The 18,318-nt window shown below is 58.4% G+C and carries 11 protein-coding genes; 6 read left to right on the forward strand and 5 right to left on the reverse strand.

The genetic code is table 11. The annotated features are described in order from the left end of the window. Window positions 1-49: 49 nt before the first annotated feature. Window positions 50-3,643, reverse strand: a complete 3,594-nt coding sequence (locus IX761_RS14960; protein WP_194790345.1) for a transporter substrate-binding domain-containing protein — start codon at window positions 3,641-3,643, stop codon at window positions 50-52. An 11-nt stretch (window positions 3,644-3,654) separates the two neighbouring features. Further along, on the reverse strand, window positions 3,655-4,278 hold the full coding sequence (locus IX761_RS14965) for a response regulator transcription factor (protein ID WP_194790346.1): 624 nt from the start codon (window positions 4,276-4,278) through the stop codon (window positions 3,655-3,657). A gap of 675 nt (window positions 4,279-4,953) precedes the next feature. Between IX761_RS14965 and IX761_RS14970 the strand changes: the two genes are divergently transcribed. Continuing rightward, a complete protein-coding gene (locus tag IX761_RS14970; protein WP_194790347.1) occupies window positions 4,954-5,553 on the forward strand; it encodes a fimbrial protein in 600 nt (199 codons plus the stop codon). Window positions 5,554-5,653: 100 nt separating this feature from the next. Beyond that, complete coding sequence (locus IX761_RS14975) at window positions 5,654-6,883, forward strand: EAL domain-containing protein (RefSeq protein ID WP_194790348.1); 1,230 nt, start codon at window positions 5,654-5,656, stop codon at window positions 6,881-6,883. A 582-nt stretch (window positions 6,884-7,465) separates the two neighbouring features. Here IX761_RS14975 and IX761_RS14980 read toward each other — a convergent pair. From IX761_RS14980 to IX761_RS14990, 3 genes are all read right to left on the reverse strand, one after another. Next, window positions 7,466-9,946, reverse strand: coding sequence for a TonB-dependent siderophore receptor (locus IX761_RS14980; protein WP_194790349.1), 2,481 nt, complete (start codon window positions 9,944-9,946; stop codon window positions 7,466-7,468). Between the two features lie 111 nt (window positions 9,947-10,057). After that, complete coding sequence (locus IX761_RS14985; protein WP_194790350.1) at window positions 10,058-10,993, reverse strand: FecR domain-containing protein; 936 nt, start codon at window positions 10,991-10,993, stop codon at window positions 10,058-10,060. Between the two features lie 11 nt (window positions 10,994-11,004). After that, window positions 11,005-11,505: a sigma-70 family RNA polymerase sigma factor gene (locus tag IX761_RS14990; RefSeq protein WP_194790351.1), complete on the reverse strand. Its 501-nt coding sequence runs from the start codon at window positions 11,503-11,505 to the stop codon at window positions 11,005-11,007. Between the two features lie 648 nt (window positions 11,506-12,153). Here IX761_RS14990 and IX761_RS14995 point away from each other — a divergent pair. The 4 genes from IX761_RS14995 to IX761_RS15010 all read left to right on the forward strand — a co-directional run bounded on the left by IX761_RS14995 (window position 12,154) and on the right by IX761_RS15010 (window position 18,299). Beyond that, complete coding sequence (locus tag IX761_RS14995; RefSeq protein WP_194790352.1) at window positions 12,154-14,700, forward strand: HWE histidine kinase domain-containing protein; 2,547 nt, start codon at window positions 12,154-12,156, stop codon at window positions 14,698-14,700. A 247-nt stretch (window positions 14,701-14,947) separates the two neighbouring features. Next, complete coding sequence (locus IX761_RS15000; RefSeq protein WP_194790353.1) at window positions 14,948-15,970, forward strand: MBL fold metallo-hydrolase; 1,023 nt, start codon at window positions 14,948-14,950, stop codon at window positions 15,968-15,970. A 90-nt stretch (window positions 15,971-16,060) separates the two neighbouring features. Then, window positions 16,061-16,459 (forward strand): hypothetical protein, encoded by a 399-nt coding sequence (locus tag IX761_RS15005; RefSeq protein ID WP_194790354.1) that lies wholly within the window; start codon window positions 16,061-16,063, stop codon window positions 16,457-16,459. A gap of 193 nt (window positions 16,460-16,652) precedes the next feature. Further along, window positions 16,653-18,299 (forward strand): alkaline phosphatase D family protein, encoded by a 1,647-nt coding sequence (locus tag IX761_RS15010; protein WP_194790355.1) that lies wholly within the window; start codon window positions 16,653-16,655, stop codon window positions 18,297-18,299. Window positions 18,300-18,318: the final 19 nt, after the last annotated feature.

Consider the following 18,318-nt stretch of genomic DNA (forward strand, 5'->3'; position numbering starts at 1 on the left):
ATTGGTAAGGTCCTCAAAGCGAGGCTTGAGGACTTTCCCGTTTAGTTTTTCATTTTTTTTGATCAGCAGTTGCCGCTAAGCTGTCGTTGAGCTTACCCATGAGCAACTGCAGCTCTTTGCAGAGCAGGAGCAAGCTCTCCATCGTGGCATTTTGTTCTACGGCTTCCTCCACAGCTTCGCATAACCGCAACAACGGCTCGGACTGCACCATTTGAGCAGAGCTTTTCAATTTATGTGCTTGGCTGGCTACTAACTTGAGGTCGCGTTGCGCGAGGGCATCCTCCAATATCTGTAGATCCTGCTGATTGCAGACAACCAGATGACGCAGCAAATCGCGCTGTTTTTCCTGTGGCAGATTGAACAGTACTACGGCTGAGGGCGCGGCCATCACGGTTTCCAGCGTTGTATTACCCGTGTATGCGGGAACGTGGAGCGCCAGCATTGACACGTTCAGCGGCTTGAGCAGGCAGATATCCATGCCAGCGCTGAGACCCGCTTGAATGTCTTCGCTACGGGCACTCGCCGTAGTACCAATGATAGTACACGGTCGTTTCTGCAACCGCTGCTCCAGACTACGTATCTCTTCGGCCAGGGCGACACCATCCAACTCCGGCATATTGCAATCAGTAATCACAATATCAATATCGCCCTCTTCCCAAATAAACAGTGCCTCCAGGCCATTATTGGCCAAAATTGGTACATGGCCGAACAACTCAATCTGCTCTTTAAGCAAGATCAGGCTGGGCAGGTGATCCTCGGCAATCAGAATTTTAAGTCGCTGATCGATGGGAATTAAAGGTTTGCTTGACGGCACTATCTGCGGGATGTCACCAGGTGCGACTTCTTCAGCAGAGCCTGTCAGCGTCAGGGTAGTACCGGTTCCTGGGATACTATCTACCAGCAGGTCACCGCCAATTATTCGACTCAAGGATTGAGAAATACAAAGGCCAATCCCGGCACCCCTGTTCCGATTGAATGAGCCTTGGGAAAAAGGTGTGAATAGCGTAGACATATCGGCTGGATGAATGCCTGGGCCGGTGTCTTGCACACTGATTTCGAAGCCAAAGCGCCGCGCCTCCATGCGAAAACCATGAACGCGCAGCGTGATGCCACCGCGGTCGGTGAACTTAATGGCATTGCTCATCAGATTTGACAGAATCTGCTTGATTTTCAAAGCGTCCAGACGCGCTGGCAGGTCGCCATAGGCATCGCATTCGACCTTGATCCACAGTCCTTTACGGGCCGCAAGGCTATCGAAAATCGAATGAATGGAGGTGATGATCTGCCTCAGATTGCATATTTGATAATTTAAGCGAGTCTGCCCGGACTCGATACTGGAAAAATCTAGAATACCGCCAAGCAACTCCAACAGGCTTACTGCAGCTTCATGGGCGACCTGCAATGATTGAAGGTTCTTGCCCTGGGTTTCGGGCCGGGTCAGTACCAGTTCAAGCATGCCGATAATGGCATTCATTGGCGTCCTGATTTCGTGGCTCATCGTAGCCAAAAAGATCGACTTGCTACTGTTTGCACGGTCTGCGGACTCTTTAGCCTCGCGAAGCTCTTCAAGAATTCGTAAACGATCACCGATGTCCAGCCACCCACAGACCACACCAAAAACCTGCTGATTGTCATCGCGTAATGGCTGTATCCAGTGGTAGATCTCCAGGGTATACCCCCCGAGCGACAAAGTCTGATCACGCGAAATAGCGACACCGCTTTTCGCGACGTGCCTATACTCGTGTTGCCATTGAGCAAAAACGGTGCGATCCAACATCGATTCCAGCAGCTCACTACGGGTGCTGGAAGTGGCATTTGGAATAAATGTTTGAGCGTAGGGGGTGTTGAAAAGGAGCAGCGTTTCATCAGTATCGCGCACATAAATGGGGTGCGGAATGCTGTCGACAATATTCTGGATCAAACTCAAGCGTTTTTGCAACTGTTCACGTACGATGCTTTTCTTGAAAATTATTTTTCTTAAGTAAAGAATCCATATACAGGTGGCCAGAAGCAATATAAATGAGACACTGAGAACCTGATAGATTCTTAAGGTAGCATTTTCCCAATACAAGTTATCGGTAGCCGCATTGGCCCGCCAGCGCCCAGAGATGGCCGCTGTATCGCTTGGGGATATGCGTAGCAACGCCTTTTCGATGATGGACACCAACACTCGGTTCTGCGGTTGACTGGCGAGGCCTACCCGCGCGTTAAAACCTTTATACAAGCCGGAAGCTTTTAGTGCGCTTTCATACTTATACGAAAGGTAGTACCTGGCTTGATTGGTGGAGGTCAGCGTGACATCGCTCTTCCCATCCCGAACATTACTCAGCGCATCAGCAATATTGTCGGTGATATCAACCCTCAAGCGCGGATAGTATTTGCGCAGATGCTCCAACAAAGCATCGGACTTGGGCAGCGCAATGCTTTGGCCCGCACCCTCATGCAACGCGAACTCACCTTCCACATCTTGCTTGGTGATGAACATGTATGGCGCAGTAATTATTGGCCGAGTGAATAAATATTTTTGATCTCGGGAGTCTGTTTCCGACATGATAGTCAGATCAACACTGCCGGAGTCCAGCAATTGCATCGCTTCATGCACCGAACGGGTGCGCACAATTTTAAAATGCAGGCCCGAATACAGGCGAATCAGTTCCAGAATATCGGACATGGTACCGCCGAACTGGCCACGATTATCGAACAGCGCATAGGGTGCCAGGTCCTCGCTGACGGCGACCCTAAACGGCTCTTTGCGGCTAAGCAGTTGTTTTTCATCATGATCAAGCGCACTAACGAGCTCATCATCACTGCACTTTAGCGTCGTCACCCACCAGTTGATCATGCTGATGATCTGGCAGCGACTATGAGATTGCAGCTGCCGATCTAGAATTGAAACAAGGCGACTACTATTATCAGTGTGAGCAAAGCCTATAAACTCTTCCAGGCCGTTCACACTTATATTGGTCACCAACTGGTTATTAAAACTTTGACTCAACAGATAATTAGTACTGACGGTATCTCCCAAATAAGCCTGCGCCCGGCCATTCAGGACCGCCGCTATCGCATCGTAGGGAGAGGCATAGCTTTTGATGGTCGCACTACGAAATATTCCAAGCGTTTTATCATCGATAAACCCATCTTGAGTCGTTGATATCTCCGAAGACGCGTCACGCAGATCGATATCCAATAGGCTGCCGGTCGTAGAGTACAATGCAATTTGAGTATATGCGTAGGGTGCGGATATCTGTACCCCATACCGTTCTGCTTCTGGTCGAGTGGCCGCGTCAACCAGGTCTATATCGCCCCTTTTCAACGCGTTGAATGCGCTATCTCGATTCGCGTAGGCAACGACTTCAAAACGAATGCCCAGCGCATCCTGCAGGGCCAGCAAATTTTCCGCGAGAATGCCTTTTAACTCTTTTTTTTGCGTAAATATGGTCAGGGGTGGGTAGTCAGGGAAACTGACGCCAACCCTCACGGCCTTGTGCTTGGCAAGCCACGCCTGATCGTCTGATCCTACCGGAGCAGAAAAACTCAGGCCCTGCCCACGAGAGGTAAGCTGATAGCTTTCGGCGCCCACTGCTACGCCAGGTGGCAACACCAAGTACAACGCAGCAAGCATCAACAGTTGAACGACTTTCATAGCCAGGCCAATCAAATAAGATTCATTTCTTTTGCAACACTTGCCAACTCTATCGTCGTACGCACCCCCAACTTGCGAAGGATATTGATTTTGTGCCCACTAACAGTTTTATGACTCAAAAACAGTTGCTCACCAATTGCCACGTTACTCAAGCCTTGCACCAGCAGTTGCAATATAATTATTTCCTTATTGGTAAGCTTCTTGGCGTCGAGCTCACTGCCAAAGCCATGCTCTACATACTGATCCAGCGCTTCCCTTGGAAAGTAAAGATACCCATCATTTATTGCATCAAAGCCCTTGATAAGTTCATCCATTGTAGCGCTTTTATTTATAAACCCCGAGGCGCCAGCCTGCATGCAGCGAGCGGCATAGATACCCGCCGCCTGCGAGGTGAAGACCAAGGTCTTGATCTTGATATTTTCCGAGTTGAGTCGTTGCAGCACTGACAGCCCATCCAAACCATCAAGCCCTATGTCCAGCAGCAAATATTCCGGCGACAGAGTGCGGATTTTCAATAACGCATCAACCCCGTCGGTCGAGGTTGCAACGACGGTATAACCGTTCCGCTCCAAGGCGGCTGTTATCGCACCACAGATGATGGGGTGGTCATCAACGATTAGCAGAGTTTTACTCATGGTATCGACACTTTGGTTATTAAGGCGTCTGCCATTATAGCTTGAAACGATCTTTTTTGAGACAACCACCCTGATGCTGCGCTTGCACCAAGACGAATTCAAGACTGTTCTTGCCATTCTGCAAGACGCATCTTGGTTTTTTTCGGGTGCGGTTTTGCTAGTTTGGCGCCCTTCAGGTACAGGTTAAAAACTCAGAGGCGCTTGATGTACAGTCGATTTCTTATGCTGCTTTGTTGTGCGTCTGCTAATGCATGGGCAGATTGCGAGGGCGGAGAAACTGATGTTTATCCGGAATTTGACTTGGGCGTTCAGTATATCCCAAGAGATGCGCCTATTGGTTCTGTGATTGGGGTGGCTAACCAGACATATACTCATAAAGCCCCAACAATCACCTGCAGGCCTGGAACGTGGCTCAAGCCTAATCCAGATTCGTGGGAAGCTAGACTCAATTCCTGGCCGAAAGTGACAGGGATTAACCTTCCGTCAATCCCTGGGCTTGGAGCGGGCGACCTCACTGTCTCCAAGACTAATGTACCCGGTGTCGGCCTCATAGTTACGGCATCTGGTCGCACTATCAATAACTGGAGTGTCACTGCTGGGGTATACCCAAACGTCCCTTACGCGCTTACAAACAAGTCACTCCAAAATATCTACTCGGTATCGACCAGCTTCACCTTGATCAAGATCAGTGATGATATCCCAATGGGGAGCTCATCGATCAGCAACAGCACATCTGCCGTGGGGTTCTGGTCGGGCAATCGACGTTTTCATAGTGTCTTTCTAACGGGCACGGTGGTTCGTTCTGAGTGCTCGCTGGCTGGCGGCGCCAATGCCAATATTGAAGTACCAATGGGCGATGTCATGCGAAGAGACTTCAAAGGAAAGAATAGCCATTTGGAGAGCAAGGACATAGTGATCCCCTTGATCAACTGCACGGCCGGGGCTTACCCGACGGATCAGGGTTGGAACTACTACCAGAACGCCAATGCGTATCTGCGCATGGAGGGTGTTCAGGGTTCTTCTGTCCTTGATGCAGGAAGAGGAATTCTTGGCCTATCGCAAGACTCCACGGCAAAGGGCTTGGCTGTTCAAGTACTACGCAAAGATGGCGTCACGCCGCTAATGTTGGGTGAGGATGTTTCAATCGCTCAACTAAAAGATGACAGCATGAACATCGAATTGAAAGCACGCTACATCCAAACCTCAGACTCGAAAATTGGCCCAGAACCCGGAATTGCCAATGCCCGAGCGAAATTTACACTTACCTACAAGTAAGCAGCTTAGCAAATTCCGACCACACAGACTGCCAGCGTGTCACTCAAGGCACTTTACGAGCAGGCCAGACTAGAACACACCTTTATCGAGAACCTGACTCATGCCTTCGTTGAACGTACTGTTATTGTGCTCAAACCCCTTCCGAGCCAAACAACTTTCAAAGATCTTGACAGCCTCCAAATCTGTGAGCTTAAGCGTACTCGACCGAGACAGTGACTGGAACCAAGCCCCACCAGAACCGAACAATCTTGACTTGGTAATTTGTGATTCGCTGCACACCAATGATTCCATTTATTACCTACGCAGGCTTTACCAGCACCACAGCTTTTTCTCAGTTATCGAGTGCGAGGCCCTGGAGGCATCCATTCGCTGGAGCCTGGCTAAATTTCGAGAGTGCTCGGGAAAGTACGCACTCGGCAGCTACAACGACCTGGACGCAGTACATATAAATGAATTGCTTGGCAAAGCCATGCTTGTTAAACGTACGGTTAAAAACGTCTCATCGCGCAGCACCACCGACAATTGGACATTTGACTCAGACCTATCCCATGCAATCAACAACCAACAGATAGCACCTTATTTTCAACCCCAAGTTTGCCTGAAGAGCCGAAAGATCAATGGCGTGGAAGTGTTGGCCCGTTGGCGGCACCCACTCAAGGGCTTACTAGGACCGTATTCTTTTTTACACCTACTCGACAGCATGGAGCGCCAGATCCAGTTGTTTGATTGTCTATTCCAACAAGGGCTACGCTTACAGCGACATTTGCGTACACACGCCCTTGGCGATACCTTGGCGTTCTCCTACAATATCGAGGCCAGTCTATTAAACGCTCCTGAGTTTGCTGCATTGGTTCTGCGTCGAATCGACGACGCGAAGGTCTTGAAGCAATGGGTAATCTTGGAGATTACGGAGCGTGAAGCCCTTGATTTAGACATGCAGAGCATCGAGAACATCTGTCTATTGATGAAGCATGGAGTCAGGTTATCCCTAGATGATTTCGGCACTGGGCACTCGTCAATCATGCGCCTTGCCGATATTCCATTTAGTCAAATCAAGCTGGACGTTGGCCTGATCGGCAACGCCATGAGAATTAAAGAGACCCGTATTATTGAAGCCTTGGTTGGACTGGCCAAATCGCTTAATTTGGAACTCGTGGCCGAAGGTGTCGAGACAGAGCAACAACGGGCGCATTTGCATCGGCTCGGTATACGTTCAGCTCAAGGTTTCCTCTTTGATAAGCCCATGAAAGAAGCAGATCTTTTACAACGCTTGGCATCTGACTATTCGATTCCTCGCGTGATTAACTGTAAGGGGGTTCAAAGAGGTTAAAGGGATTACTCATTCGCATGGATTATAAATCGGCCCTTTCAAGGTCCTGACGGCTAGCGCATGAGGGCGACCAAGGCAGGCGCCTGGGCGTCACACCGCTGGACTTGGACAAGCAGAATTGCGCGGTGGCCTGGAGGTGCATGCCTGAATCTTGGGTGAAGGCCGCTAGGTGCCTGCCGGTGTTTTTGCAGCGCTCTTGAGATCGAGCGCCGCCCGCGCGGCGCATCGCTGGCAAGCCAGCTCCCACCGTTTGTTTCGGGCCAGTTATGTCTGCGCCGCCGCGGCTGTACGCCTAGTTTGTACGACGCGGTTTCTGCGTGGGCGCTGCCGCCGCGCCACATGACTCAAGGCATGCACCAGGGCGGACAGTGGGGACCTCACAGGCATCATTGGCCCGAAACAGATGTGGGAGCCGGCTTGCCGGCGATGCGCCGCGCGGGCGGCGCTCGATTTCATTGGCGATGAGAATCTGTCGGCATGCACCTGGTGGCCGTCATGCGATCCCAAGACAGGCGCCTGTGCGCTATACCGCTGGATTTGGGTAACAGGCGCGGCCCTCAGCAGGCCCGCGCCTCCCCTACCTCAGAAACTGCCCTTGAGCGTCAGCATGAAGTTGCGCGGCTCACCGTAGTAGTTGCCCCAGCCCGTGGCCCCCACGGTCGAGTAATAGCGCTTGTCCAGCAGGTTGTTGCCGTTCAGCGCCAGGCTCCAGTGCTCATCGATGCGGTACTGCACGCGGCCACTCCACAGGGTGTAGCCCGCCTGCTCGATCTTCAGGTTGCCCTGGCGGCGGAAGTTGTCGCTCTGGCTGGACACCCCGGCGCCCACGGTCCAGCGCTCGAGCGCGCCTGCCAGCTGGTAGTCGCCCCAGACCTTGAGCATGTGCCGCGGAATGAAGCTGGAGGTGAACGTCAGCTCGGTCGGATCGGTAGCGTTGATGGTCTCCAGGTACTTGGTCTGGGTGTAGGTATAGCCCGCCAGCACTTGCAGGCGTTCGATCGGCGCGCCGCTGATCTCGGCCTCGAAGCCCTGGGCGCGGACCTTGCCGCTGTCGGTGTAGCAGTAACCGTCGCTCGAACCGCCGCAGACATTCTCGTAGTCGGTTTCGGCGCGGTGATCTTCGATGGTGCGGAACAGGTTGAATGCCGTGTTCAGGTTGCCGTCGAACAGCTCGCCCTTGATGCCCAGCTCATAGCTGCCGCCGGTCTTGGGCTGCAGCGATTGCCCATCGGCGGTGGTCAGGTTGCCTTGCGGCTGGAAGATCTGCGCATAGCTGGCGTAGGCAGTCCACTGGTCGTTCAGGTCGTAGAGCAAGGCACCGAACGGCGTGACTTCGCCGTTTTCCTTGCTGCGGATGTGTTCCCAGGTATCCCAGCGCTGGGTGTAGGAATCGCGATCATTGCGGTACCAGCTGACCCGGCTGCCCAGCACCAGGGTGAGGGGCTCGGCCAGCTTCAGCCGCAGGTTGGCATAGGTGCCCCACTGGCTGGTGGTGGAGTCGGTCGGGAACGGGCCGCCGCGCAGGGTGCCCGTGGCGTAGTCGGCCTTGGTTGGGCGTGGGAAGTCATCCGACGGGGCGAACGGGTTTTGCTTGCCGCTCAACGCCAGCAGTGCGAAGTAGTCGTGGTTCTTCTGCCGGCTGGCGTTGGCACCGATGATCAGTTCGTGCTCAAGACCGAAGGCCTCGAATTTGCCATCGATGTAGCTATCGAAGCCGTAGTCGGTCTGGTCGTAGTCGAAGCGGCCCGAATAGCGCCCCATCGCCCCGCTGGTGGCGCCAACCGGTACCGAGCCTTCGGCGTAGCCGTACTCGATGTTCTGGTTGTTGTGGGTGTAGACCGAGGCGACGTTCAGCGACCAGTCATCGTTGAAGCGATGCTTGAGGTCGGCGAAGCCGGTGATGCGCTCGCTTTGCAGGTCATTCCAGCTGGCACCCAGGCAGGTCGAACGGGACAGCTTGAGGTCGCTGCCATCGGCATAGCGCGGCAGGCCGTGGTAGCAAGGCGAGGCATCGACGTCCTCGTAGGCCAGGCCGACGCCCAGGGTGGTGTCGGGGGTGATGTCCCAGTCCAGGGCGCCGTACAGCACCTGGTCCTGGCGCTTGGCGTCGTCGTAGAAATACTGGCGGTCCTGCAGGGTCGCCACGGCGCGGCCGCGCACGCTGCCGGACTCGTTGAGCGGGCCGCCCACGTCCACCTGGCCGCGGTAGTTGTCCCAGGTGCCGGCGGACAGGGTCACGGTGGTATGGGCCTTGTCCTGGCCGCGCTTGCGCACGAAGTTGACGCCGCCTGCGGAGGAGCCGGAGCCCTTCATCATGCCCGCCGCGCCCTTGAGGATCTCGACGCGGTCATAGAAGGCCATGTCGCTGGAGAAACTGTTGGCCTGCACGTAGTTGCCACCCACATCCAGCGGCACGCCGTCGTACTGGTACTGGCCGTCGAGGTTGAAGCCGCGGGAGTAGAAGTACTTGCCGCCCATGGGCGAGTCGTAGACGGTGATGCCAGGCGTCTTGTCCAGCACCTGCTCAAGGGTGTTGAGGTTCTGGTCGTCTAGCATCTTGCGGGTCATGACGGTGACCGATTGCGGGGTCTGCTTGAGCGTGTGCACGCCTTTGCCGATGGTCACGGCGCGCGCCGCGTAGGACTGGGTGCCTTCGCTGGTGGCATCGAGGCGGTTGGCGTCGATCGTCAACGGCCCCAGCTCCATTGCCGCACCGTGGTCGGCCGGGACCAGCACGTAACCGCCGTTGCCCTGGCGCTGGGCTTGCAGCCCGCTGCTGCCGAGCAGGCGCAGCAAGCCTTCCTCGACGCTGTAGCTGCCGTCGAGCCCGGCAGTGCTGAGGTGGCGGGTCTGCTCGGTGTCGAACGAGATGGTCACACCTGCCTGTACGCCGAACTGGGTGATGGCGTTACCCAGGGGGCCGGCGGCGATGTGGTAGGTAACCTGGCTGCTGGCCATGGCGTGGGCCGGCGCGAGCAGCGCGCCCGGCACGGTGACGAGCGACAGGCTCAAGGCGCACAGGCGGATGGCCTGACGCAGGCGGGTGGGGTGAGGAACGGGCATTGGGTGATCCTTGCGTGTCATGGCGGAAAGTCGCTGTCGTCGCGGCTTGTGTCATGGACGGACGAGAATCGAAATCAGCAAGATTACGGAAAAACTTTTTTCGTTCAGCCCTCAGGCAGGCTCCACGCTCACCCAGTAGCGGCTCAGGTAGCGCACCTTCACCGGCAGGGATTTGGGCAGGTTCGCCAGGGCGATATCGGTGTCGTCGATGCGGAACGCACCCGAGATGCTCATGCCGCGAATAGCCGGGGCACAGCGCAGCACCCCGGTTCGATAGCGCCCCAGCTCGTCGATGAAATCGCCCAGGCGCCAGTCGTTGACGCTGAGCATTCCCTGGACCCAGGCCGTAGAGTCGGCCGGCAGGGCTTGGGCGCTGGCGAGGGTGTCGCGGTCGAAGCCCGCCTGCTGCCCGGCGTCCAGGCGCAGCACCTGGTCGAGGTGGTGCAGAGGGCGGATCTCGACGGCCGACTGCAATACACCGACCCGCGTCTGCTGCGCCAACTGGCGCACACTGAACCGTGTCCCCAGCGCCCGTACGCTGCCGTCGTCGGTGTGCACGATGAACGGGCGCCGGGCAGGGTCGCTGGCGGTGCTGACCAGGATCTCTCCGCGGTAGAGCTGGATGGCCCGAACCTGCGCATCGAAACGCACATCCAGCGCAGTGTCGACGTTCAGCTCCAGCTGGGTGCCGTCGTCCAGGCGCAGCGAGCGCCGCTCGCCGCTACCGGTGCGCTGCTGGGCGAGCAAGGCCTGATAAGGCACCTGCTCGCCCACCAGCCAGGTGCCACCGCCGACGGCCAGCAGCATGCCCAGCACTTTCAGCACGTCGCGGCGCTGCGCCTGGGCCGCCCCCAGGCTCGACAGCGCGGCCTGGCGCGGCACCCTCGCCCATTGTTGCTGGAGTTTCTCCACCCGCGCCCAGGCTTCGGCATGGGCTGGACTTGCGGCCAGCCAGGCTTGCCAGGCATGGGTTTGCGCGGCGTCCGCATCACCCTCATTGAGTTGCACATACCAGGTCGCGGCGGCTTCGAGGGTTTTCAGATCCACGGCCCGGCCCCTCAGCTCTCGACCACGAGCAGGCAACGGGTCATGGCCCGGATCAGATGGTTCTTCACCGTCGTGACCGAGACGTCGAAGCGTTCGGCGACCGCTGCGTAGGTCAGCCCTTCCAACTGCACCGCGAGGAAGATATCGCGGGTTCTGGGGCCGAGGTCGTCGAGCAGTGCATCGACCGCCAGCAGCATCTCGATGATCGACAGGCGAGTCTCCGGCGACACCTCGACCGGCTCGGGCCGCAGGGCCAGGGCCTGTAGGTAGGCCTGCTCTATGGCTCGGCGGCGAACCTTGTCGATCAGCAGCGCGCGGGCGATGGCGCTGAGGTAGCTGCGCGGCTCGCGGATGGGCACTTGGTTGCGGGCGGTCATGACCCGCAGGAAGGTGTCGTGGGCCAGGTCGGACGCATCGGCGGCATTGCCCAGGCGGGCGCGCAACCAGCTTTTCAACCAGCCGTTGTTTTCGCTGTACAGCTGGTGAAGCGCCGAACGGTCGAGCGTCGACATAGAGCGGGACCCAGGATGTAAATGGTAATTGCTCGCATTGTCTCGATGTGACGGAGGGATTGCAAGGTCCGGGGCTGCTGGCTTGGTGATGTGCAGGGTTGTGTTCAGCCTGGTAATGCAGGGGCCGCTGCGGGTGGATGGAGGGAAATCGGCGGAGGGCCACCAGGTGCTTGCCGAGAAGTTTGCAGCGCTCTTGAGATCGAGCGCCGCCCGCGCGGCGCATCGCTGGCAAGCCAGCTCCCACATCTGTTTCGGGCCAATCCATCCTGTGAGGTCTTCACTGTCCGCCTTGGTGCATGTCTCAAGTCTGGTGGTGCGGCATCAGCGCCAACGCTGAAACCGCGTCGTATAAACAAGGCGTACAGTGGAGATGGACCAGGAGTAACTGTCCCGAAACAGATGTGGGAGCTGGCTTGCCAGCGATGCGCCGCGCGGGCGGCGCTCGATCTCATAGGCGCTGCAAACCTCTCGGCAAGCACCTGGCGGCCCTCATGCCACCCCATGCGCACAAGCGAAGCCTGCTAGACTCACGTCGTCTGCGACGGGGCGCAGGCGTTCTACCCACCGCACGCGTTTGCCAGCCAATCCCTCTTGAATGACTTCGACAGTCAGTTGGGCAGCCGCCTTTTCGTCAACAGGCAGGGGATGATGGCCTCGCAACCACCGGTAAACTTGACCAACTGCGATCGCGAGCCGATCCAGATCCCCGGCAGCATCCAGCCCCACGGCTGCCTGCTGGCCTGCGATGCCTCGGCGCACAGGGTCCTGCGCAATTCCGGCAACGTAGCTGAGATGCTGGGCCTGAGCGGTGAGCTCAACGGCCAGAAACTCCACGCACTGCTGGGCAACGAAGCCGCCCATACCCTGCGCAACGCGCTCGCCCGTACCCGCGAAGCCGCGCGGCCGTCGCTCACTTTCGGCCTGCGCCTGCCCTGCGGCCGGGCTTTCGATGTGTCGGCGCATGTGTTCAAGGGTAATGCCATCCTCGAGTTCGAGCCCGCCGGTGCCAGTGTCGCCGAGCCCATCGAACTGGCCCGCGCGCTGATCGCCCAGCTGCGCGAGGTGGACCAGACCGCCAAGCTGTTCCGCGACTCGGCGCGTTTCGTCCGGGCCGTGCTCGGCTACGACCGGGTGATGATCTACCAGCTGGGTGCCGATGGCGCCGGCAAGGTGGTGGCCCAGGCCAAGCGCGGCGACCTGGAAAGCTTCATGGGGCAGTATTTCCCCGCCTCGGATATCCCGCAGCAGGCCCGCGCCCTGTACTTGCGCAACCCGATCCGGGTGATCGCCGACACTCGTTTCAAGTCGGTGCCGATCCAGCCGCTGCTGGACCCGTCAGGCGAACCGCTGGACCTGTCCTATGCGCACCTGCGCAGCGTGTCGCCGGTGCACTGCGAATACCTGTGCAACATGGGCGTGGGCGCCTCGATGTCCATTTCGATCATCGTCGATGGCGCGCTGTGGGGGTTGATCGCCTGCCACCACTACGCGCCCCGCACCCTGGCCATGGGCCAACGGGTGGCGGCGGAGATGTTCGGCGAGTTCTTCTCGCTGCATATCGAGACGCTGCGCAGCCGGCAGAAGCTCGAAGCCGCCCAGCACATGCACAACGCCCTGGATACCTTGCTGCGCAACGCCAATCAGGCCCCGGACATCGCCGCGTTCTTCCACGCGCGCCTGGGTGAGTTCCAGTCACTGGTGCCCTGTGACGGCATCGGCATGTCGCTGCAGGGGCGCTGGTCCTGCGCCGGCCTCACCCCGCCCAGGGCGGCCATCCCCGACCTGCTGCGCCTCGCCGAGAGCGTCGCCGAAGGCCAGACCTGGGCCTCCAATCGCCTGCCCATGGCCCACCCGNCGCCCGCCCAGGCCTATGCCGCGGAGGTGTCCGGTGTGCTGGTGATCCCGATGTCGCAGCACCCGCGGGACTACCTCCTGCTGTTTCGCAAGGAAGTCATCGAAACCCTCGACTGGGCCGGCGACCCGAACAAGACCTACGCGACCGGCGCCCTGGGCGAGCGCCTCACGCCGCGCAAGAGCTTCGCCATCTGGAAGGAAACCGTGCACCAGCAGTCGCTGCCCTGGAGCGAGCAGGACCGCCAGTTCGGCGAGGCCATTCGTACCGCCATCGTCGAAGTGGCCCTGCACAACAGCGAACTGCTCGCCAGCGAACGCTCCAAGGCCGAGGTGCGCCAGCGCGTGCTCAATGAAGAGCTCAACCACCGGGTGAAGAACATCCTCTCGCTGATCGGCGTGCTGGTGGCCCACCCGACGGACGAAAGCCAGACCCTAAAGCACTACGTGGCCACGCTCAAAGGCCGGATCCAGGCGCTGTCCCACGCCCACGACCAGGTGGTGCGCGGCGACGGCGGCGGCCACCTGGCGACCCTGCTCGAGGCCGAGCTGTCGCCTTACCGAGCCTCGGCCGGCAAGATCGCGCTGGACGGGCCTGACATCATCCTCGATGCCCAGGCCTACTCGGTGATGGCGCTGGTGCTGCATGAGCTGGCGACCAACGCGGCCAAGTATGGCGCGTTGTCGGCTGCGGGGGGCACGTTGCAGGTTGGCTGGACGCTGAGCGCGGGCAACGCCTGCGACATCAGCTGGCAGGAAAGCGGCGGGCCGACGGTGCGCCCGCCGAGCCGCCGTGGTTTTGGCTCGGTGCTGATCGACCGCAGCATCCCCTTCGACCTGGGCGGCACCAGCAGCGTCGAGTACCTGCCCGAAGGCGTGCGCGGGCAGTTCATGATCCCGGCCAGGCATGTGGCGCTAGCCGCCATTACCACCTCGCCGGCAGCGGTAGCGCAAGGCGCTGCGGCGGTCGAGAGCTGCGAAGCGTTGGCGCGGCTGAGCGTGCTGATCGTCGAGGACCAGCTGGTGATCGCAGTGGGCCTGGAGCAGATCCTGGCCGATGCCGGGATCGACGATGTGTTCACCGCCAGCTCGGAACGCGAGGCCCTGCGTCTGATCGAAAGCCGCGCGCCGCACGTGGCGGTGCTGGATGTAAACCTGGGCACGGGGACCTCGATCGCCGTGGCCGACGAGCTGAGCCGGCGCGGCATTGCCTTCGTGTTCGCCACGGGGTACGGCGACAGCGTCAGTTTGCCGGAGCATCTGCTCAAAGTGCCGGTGGTGCGCAAGCCCTATGACGCGGCCTCGATCCTGTCGAGCCTTACGCGGTTGCTCAAAGGCACGTAATGGCATGCGCCGCGCTCATGGAACAAATGGTAAGTCTCTGATTCAACGAGGTCGCTGTGGGAGCGGCTTCAGCCGCGAACACCGGCAGAGCCGGTGCCATCCACCGCGTCGTCTGCTTCGCGGCTAAAGCCGCTCCCACAGGGCTGGGGGATTCCCTACAGGGAATGTGCAAACCCACCAGTTTGGCCATCGCATGCCGCCGAACCCTGGGCTAGCCTTTGGCTATCACCAGAGCGGGGACACACCCATGCGCGTCGCCCTATTGCTCGTGCTGCTATGCCTGGCCGGTTGCGCCAAGGACCTCAACGGCACGGAGCCCACCACTCAGGCACCGAAGCCCTCCGGGCCGAGCCTGCAATACCTGGGCGTCGGCGGCTGGCTGCTGCACTGGCGCGGCGAAACGCTGCTGCTTGCCCCGTCCTTCAGCAACCCCGCCTTCCCACCCGTGTTCGTCAAGGCCAATGAACAGCGTATCGACGACCTCATGCCTGACGCGCGCGACGCCAAGGTACTGCTGATCGGCCACGCGCACTACGACCATCTGCTCGATGTGCCACACATCATGCGCAAGCAGGCACCCCAGGCGATTGCCTATGGCAACGAAGAGGCGGGGCATCTGCTGGCGGGGGCGGGCTTGAAATCCAGGTTCGTGAACATGCAGCCCAAGATGGTCACGGTCAGGCGCGGCAACCGCGCCAAACCCCAAATCGTTACGCAAGACAGATGGGAGCCCAACGGCGCGTTCCGCTTCATGGCCATCGAGAGCCAGCATGCGCCGCACATCGCCGGGATCAATCTGTTGGAAGGTACTCGCTACCGGGAGGACCTGACCCAATTGCCCACCTACGTGCGCCGTTGGCCAGGCGGCCAGACCCTCGCCTGGCTGATAGACCTGCTGGACGAAAAGGGCGAGCCGGTCTACCGCATTCACTACCAGGATTCAGCGAGCAACCCACCCTACGGATTCCCACCCATCCTGCAGGACGGCAAGCGCATCGATATCGCGATCATCTGCGCAGCGTCCACCGATCAGGTGCAGCTCTACCCCGACGCCCTGCTCGACGTGATCAAGCCACGGCTAATGGTGTATGGGCATTGGGAGGACTTCTTCGGCAATGAACCCAGCCGCCCCCAGCTCATTCGCGTGCAAGACGAGAACGCGCTGATCGACCGGCTCAAGGCCAACTACCCCGAGATCAAGCAGGTGATGCCCTACCCGCTGACCTATGTACCCCTGCCGCCTCCTGAGTCGCACGGGAAGGGACACTGAGAGGCTGCGAGAACGTTCGTCGTGAAGCCACGATGCGCGTAATGGCCATCTACAATCACACGTGCGTCACATCAAGGAAGAGGCCTGGATATGTCTGACGAACATCTGCAACGCACCAAAGCGATCCTTGCCACGCAAGAAGGTAAATACCGTCGCTCCGCCATGCGCTGGAAATTCGGCTATCGCTTCTTGCTGGTGGTGTCAGCCCTGCTGGCATCGGCAGCCGCGATCGTTTCGAAGCTCTCGTTCCTGGATGAGGAGCTCTCGGCCGACTGGTCATCCATGCTCGCCGGCACGGCAGCGGTGATGACGACCTTGCTGGCGGCCCTGGACTTCGAGTCCAACTTCCGTATCAACCGACGCTCCCGTCATCAGGTCCAAGTGCTGCTGCTCGATGCCGAAAAAACCAACGCGGCACCAGACAGGCTACTGGAAGGGTTGCAGGCCGTGGTCAACCGCCGCAACCTCGAGCTCGACAAAGCCGACTGAGGCGTGCTTATGGTCACTACCGTGATTGGAGAGCAAGACGCATCTACCCAGCGTCCGAAGAAACCCTAATTCAGAGGCCGATGATTGGCCCAATAGTCACCACGCGAAGGGACTCGTCAGAAAACGCTGTCGACCCGTGCCCTGCCCAAAACAGTGTCACCCCAGCACACCACATGGGATAAAGGAGAGCACCATGGCTTTGGTCGATCCGCGGGACAATGAATATGACGTGAGCAAACTGGGCTCAGCCAGCATCGTGGGGCATGTCGACACCACCAGTGCGCGGGTGTGGATCCGCGTCTACAAAGCCGGGCCTTGGTCGCTGGTCTGGTCCGAAACGCCACTGACCGGTGACCTGAACTCGCTGGACGACAAAACCATCGAGCAGTTCCTGAAGAGCAACGCAGGCAACCCCCTCAACATCAAGACGCACAACTTCGACGTGAAAACGGATCTCACCCACACCTTCGACATAGCCGACCTCACGCCGAACACCACGTACTACTACTACCTGATGAGCCCTAAGCTCGCCAGCAAGAGCATGTGGAGGCGGACGGAAATCGGCTTCCAGAAGCGCCTGTCCTTTACCACCATGGCGCTATCCATGCCGAACTTCAGCTTTGGCTTTTACAGTTGTCACGACCCGTTCAATGACCACAACAGCGAGGGCGCATGGCCTTTGTTCGTTAGCCGCGCTTTCGACGCCAATATCCGGTTTGCCATTGGCGGAGGCGACCAAGTGTATGTCGATTGCCAGGACAACAAGTTTTTCCCCGATGCCTGGGAGTGGCTCCAAGACAACAAGGACGATCTGATCGCCACGTACTGGAAAGACGGCATCCTCGATGGCCCCAATCTTGAGGAGTACCTGCGCAATCTCTACCGCTGGTATTACCGCGTGTACTGGAAGTTCCCGCACATGCAGGAGCTGTTCTCGAAAGTTCCCCAGTACATGGTCTGGGATGACCATGAAATCATGGATGGCTGGGGCTCGCACACCGTCGCGGAACGCCTGGACATTCTCTCCAGGTACTTCAAGGCCGATGATCCGGTGGTCGATCAGGAAATTGTGGATGCCATGTGGCTGGCTGCACGACAAACCTACTTCGAATATGCGCACAGCCATAACCCTCCCACCGGCACTGACGAAAAGGTGCTGAAGAAAGCCGACGATTGCATCTGGGACTACAACTTCATCAAGGGCAAGAACCCCTTCTACGTGCTTGAACTTCGCGGGCATCACGACGTGGAAAAGCCCAGGAACAGGCTGCTGGGCGATGCGCAAGTGGAACGCTTCGTGACTTGGTTGAAGACCGAACCGGTGATGAAATCCAGGCTCGTGTTCGTGGTGAGCCCCGTGCCTTTCGTCCACTGGCGGTCCATCGTGCTGACAGCCGCTTCGCTGATCGACAGTTTCAAGGACGATGCGATGGATGAATGGGACCACCCCACCAACCATGACGAAAGGAACTACCTGTTCGAAGAGATCTTCAAGGTCTTGGACGCTGATGGCCGCACACTGGTGTTTATTAGCGGCGATGTTCATTGCGCGGCGGCTTTCAGGCTGCAGCATCGTAATTATCGCAAGGCGAATGTCTTCCAGGTCACGTCAAGTGCCATTTCGCGGATGCCTGTCGGACTAACGGCTTCGCCCGGCATCGCCAAATCCGGGACCTTGAGCGGCAATGACAACATCCAGTTCACGCATCTGTTCAGCCACTCGGTAAGCAAGAATTTCGCCATCTTCCATGTCACCGACAGTGAATCGGTCACGGTCGATCTGTGTTGGCCCGGGGGTACCGAAGGCGAAACCGTGGTCAAGACCATCGCCTTGAAATGACCTAATTCACTGCGCTTGC

This window comes from Pseudomonas sp. UFMG81 (assembly GCF_015354575.1).
GTDB lineage: Bacteria > Pseudomonadota > Gammaproteobacteria > Pseudomonadales > Pseudomonadaceae > Aquipseudomonas.

Coding starts and splice junctions, on each gene's coding strand:
- IX761_RS14990 (WP_194790351.1), bottom strand. CDS start 11,505: ATGTCGACGCTCGACCGTTCGGCGCTTCACCAGCTGTACAGCGAAAAC.
- IX761_RS14960 (WP_194790345.1), bottom strand. CDS start 3,643: ATGAAAGTCGTTCAACTGTTGATGCTTGCTGCGTTGTACTTGGTGTTG.
- IX761_RS15000 (WP_194790353.1), top strand. CDS start 14,948: ATGCGCGTCGCCCTATTGCTCGTGCTGCTATGCCTGGCCGGTTGCGCC.
- IX761_RS14975 (WP_194790348.1), top strand. CDS start 5,654: ATGCCTTCGTTGAACGTACTGTTATTGTGCTCAAACCCCTTCCGAGCC.
- IX761_RS14965 (WP_194790346.1), bottom strand. CDS start 4,278: ATGAGTAAAACTCTGCTAATCGTTGATGACCACCCCATCATCTGTGGT.
- IX761_RS15005 (WP_194790354.1), top strand. CDS start 16,061: ATGTCTGACGAACATCTGCAACGCACCAAAGCGATCCTTGCCACGCAA.
- IX761_RS14980 (WP_194790349.1), bottom strand. CDS start 9,946: ATGCCCGTTCCTCACCCCACCCGCCTGCGTCAGGCCATCCGCCTGTGC.
- IX761_RS15010 (WP_194790355.1), top strand. CDS start 16,653: ATGGCTTTGGTCGATCCGCGGGACAATGAATATGACGTGAGCAAACTG.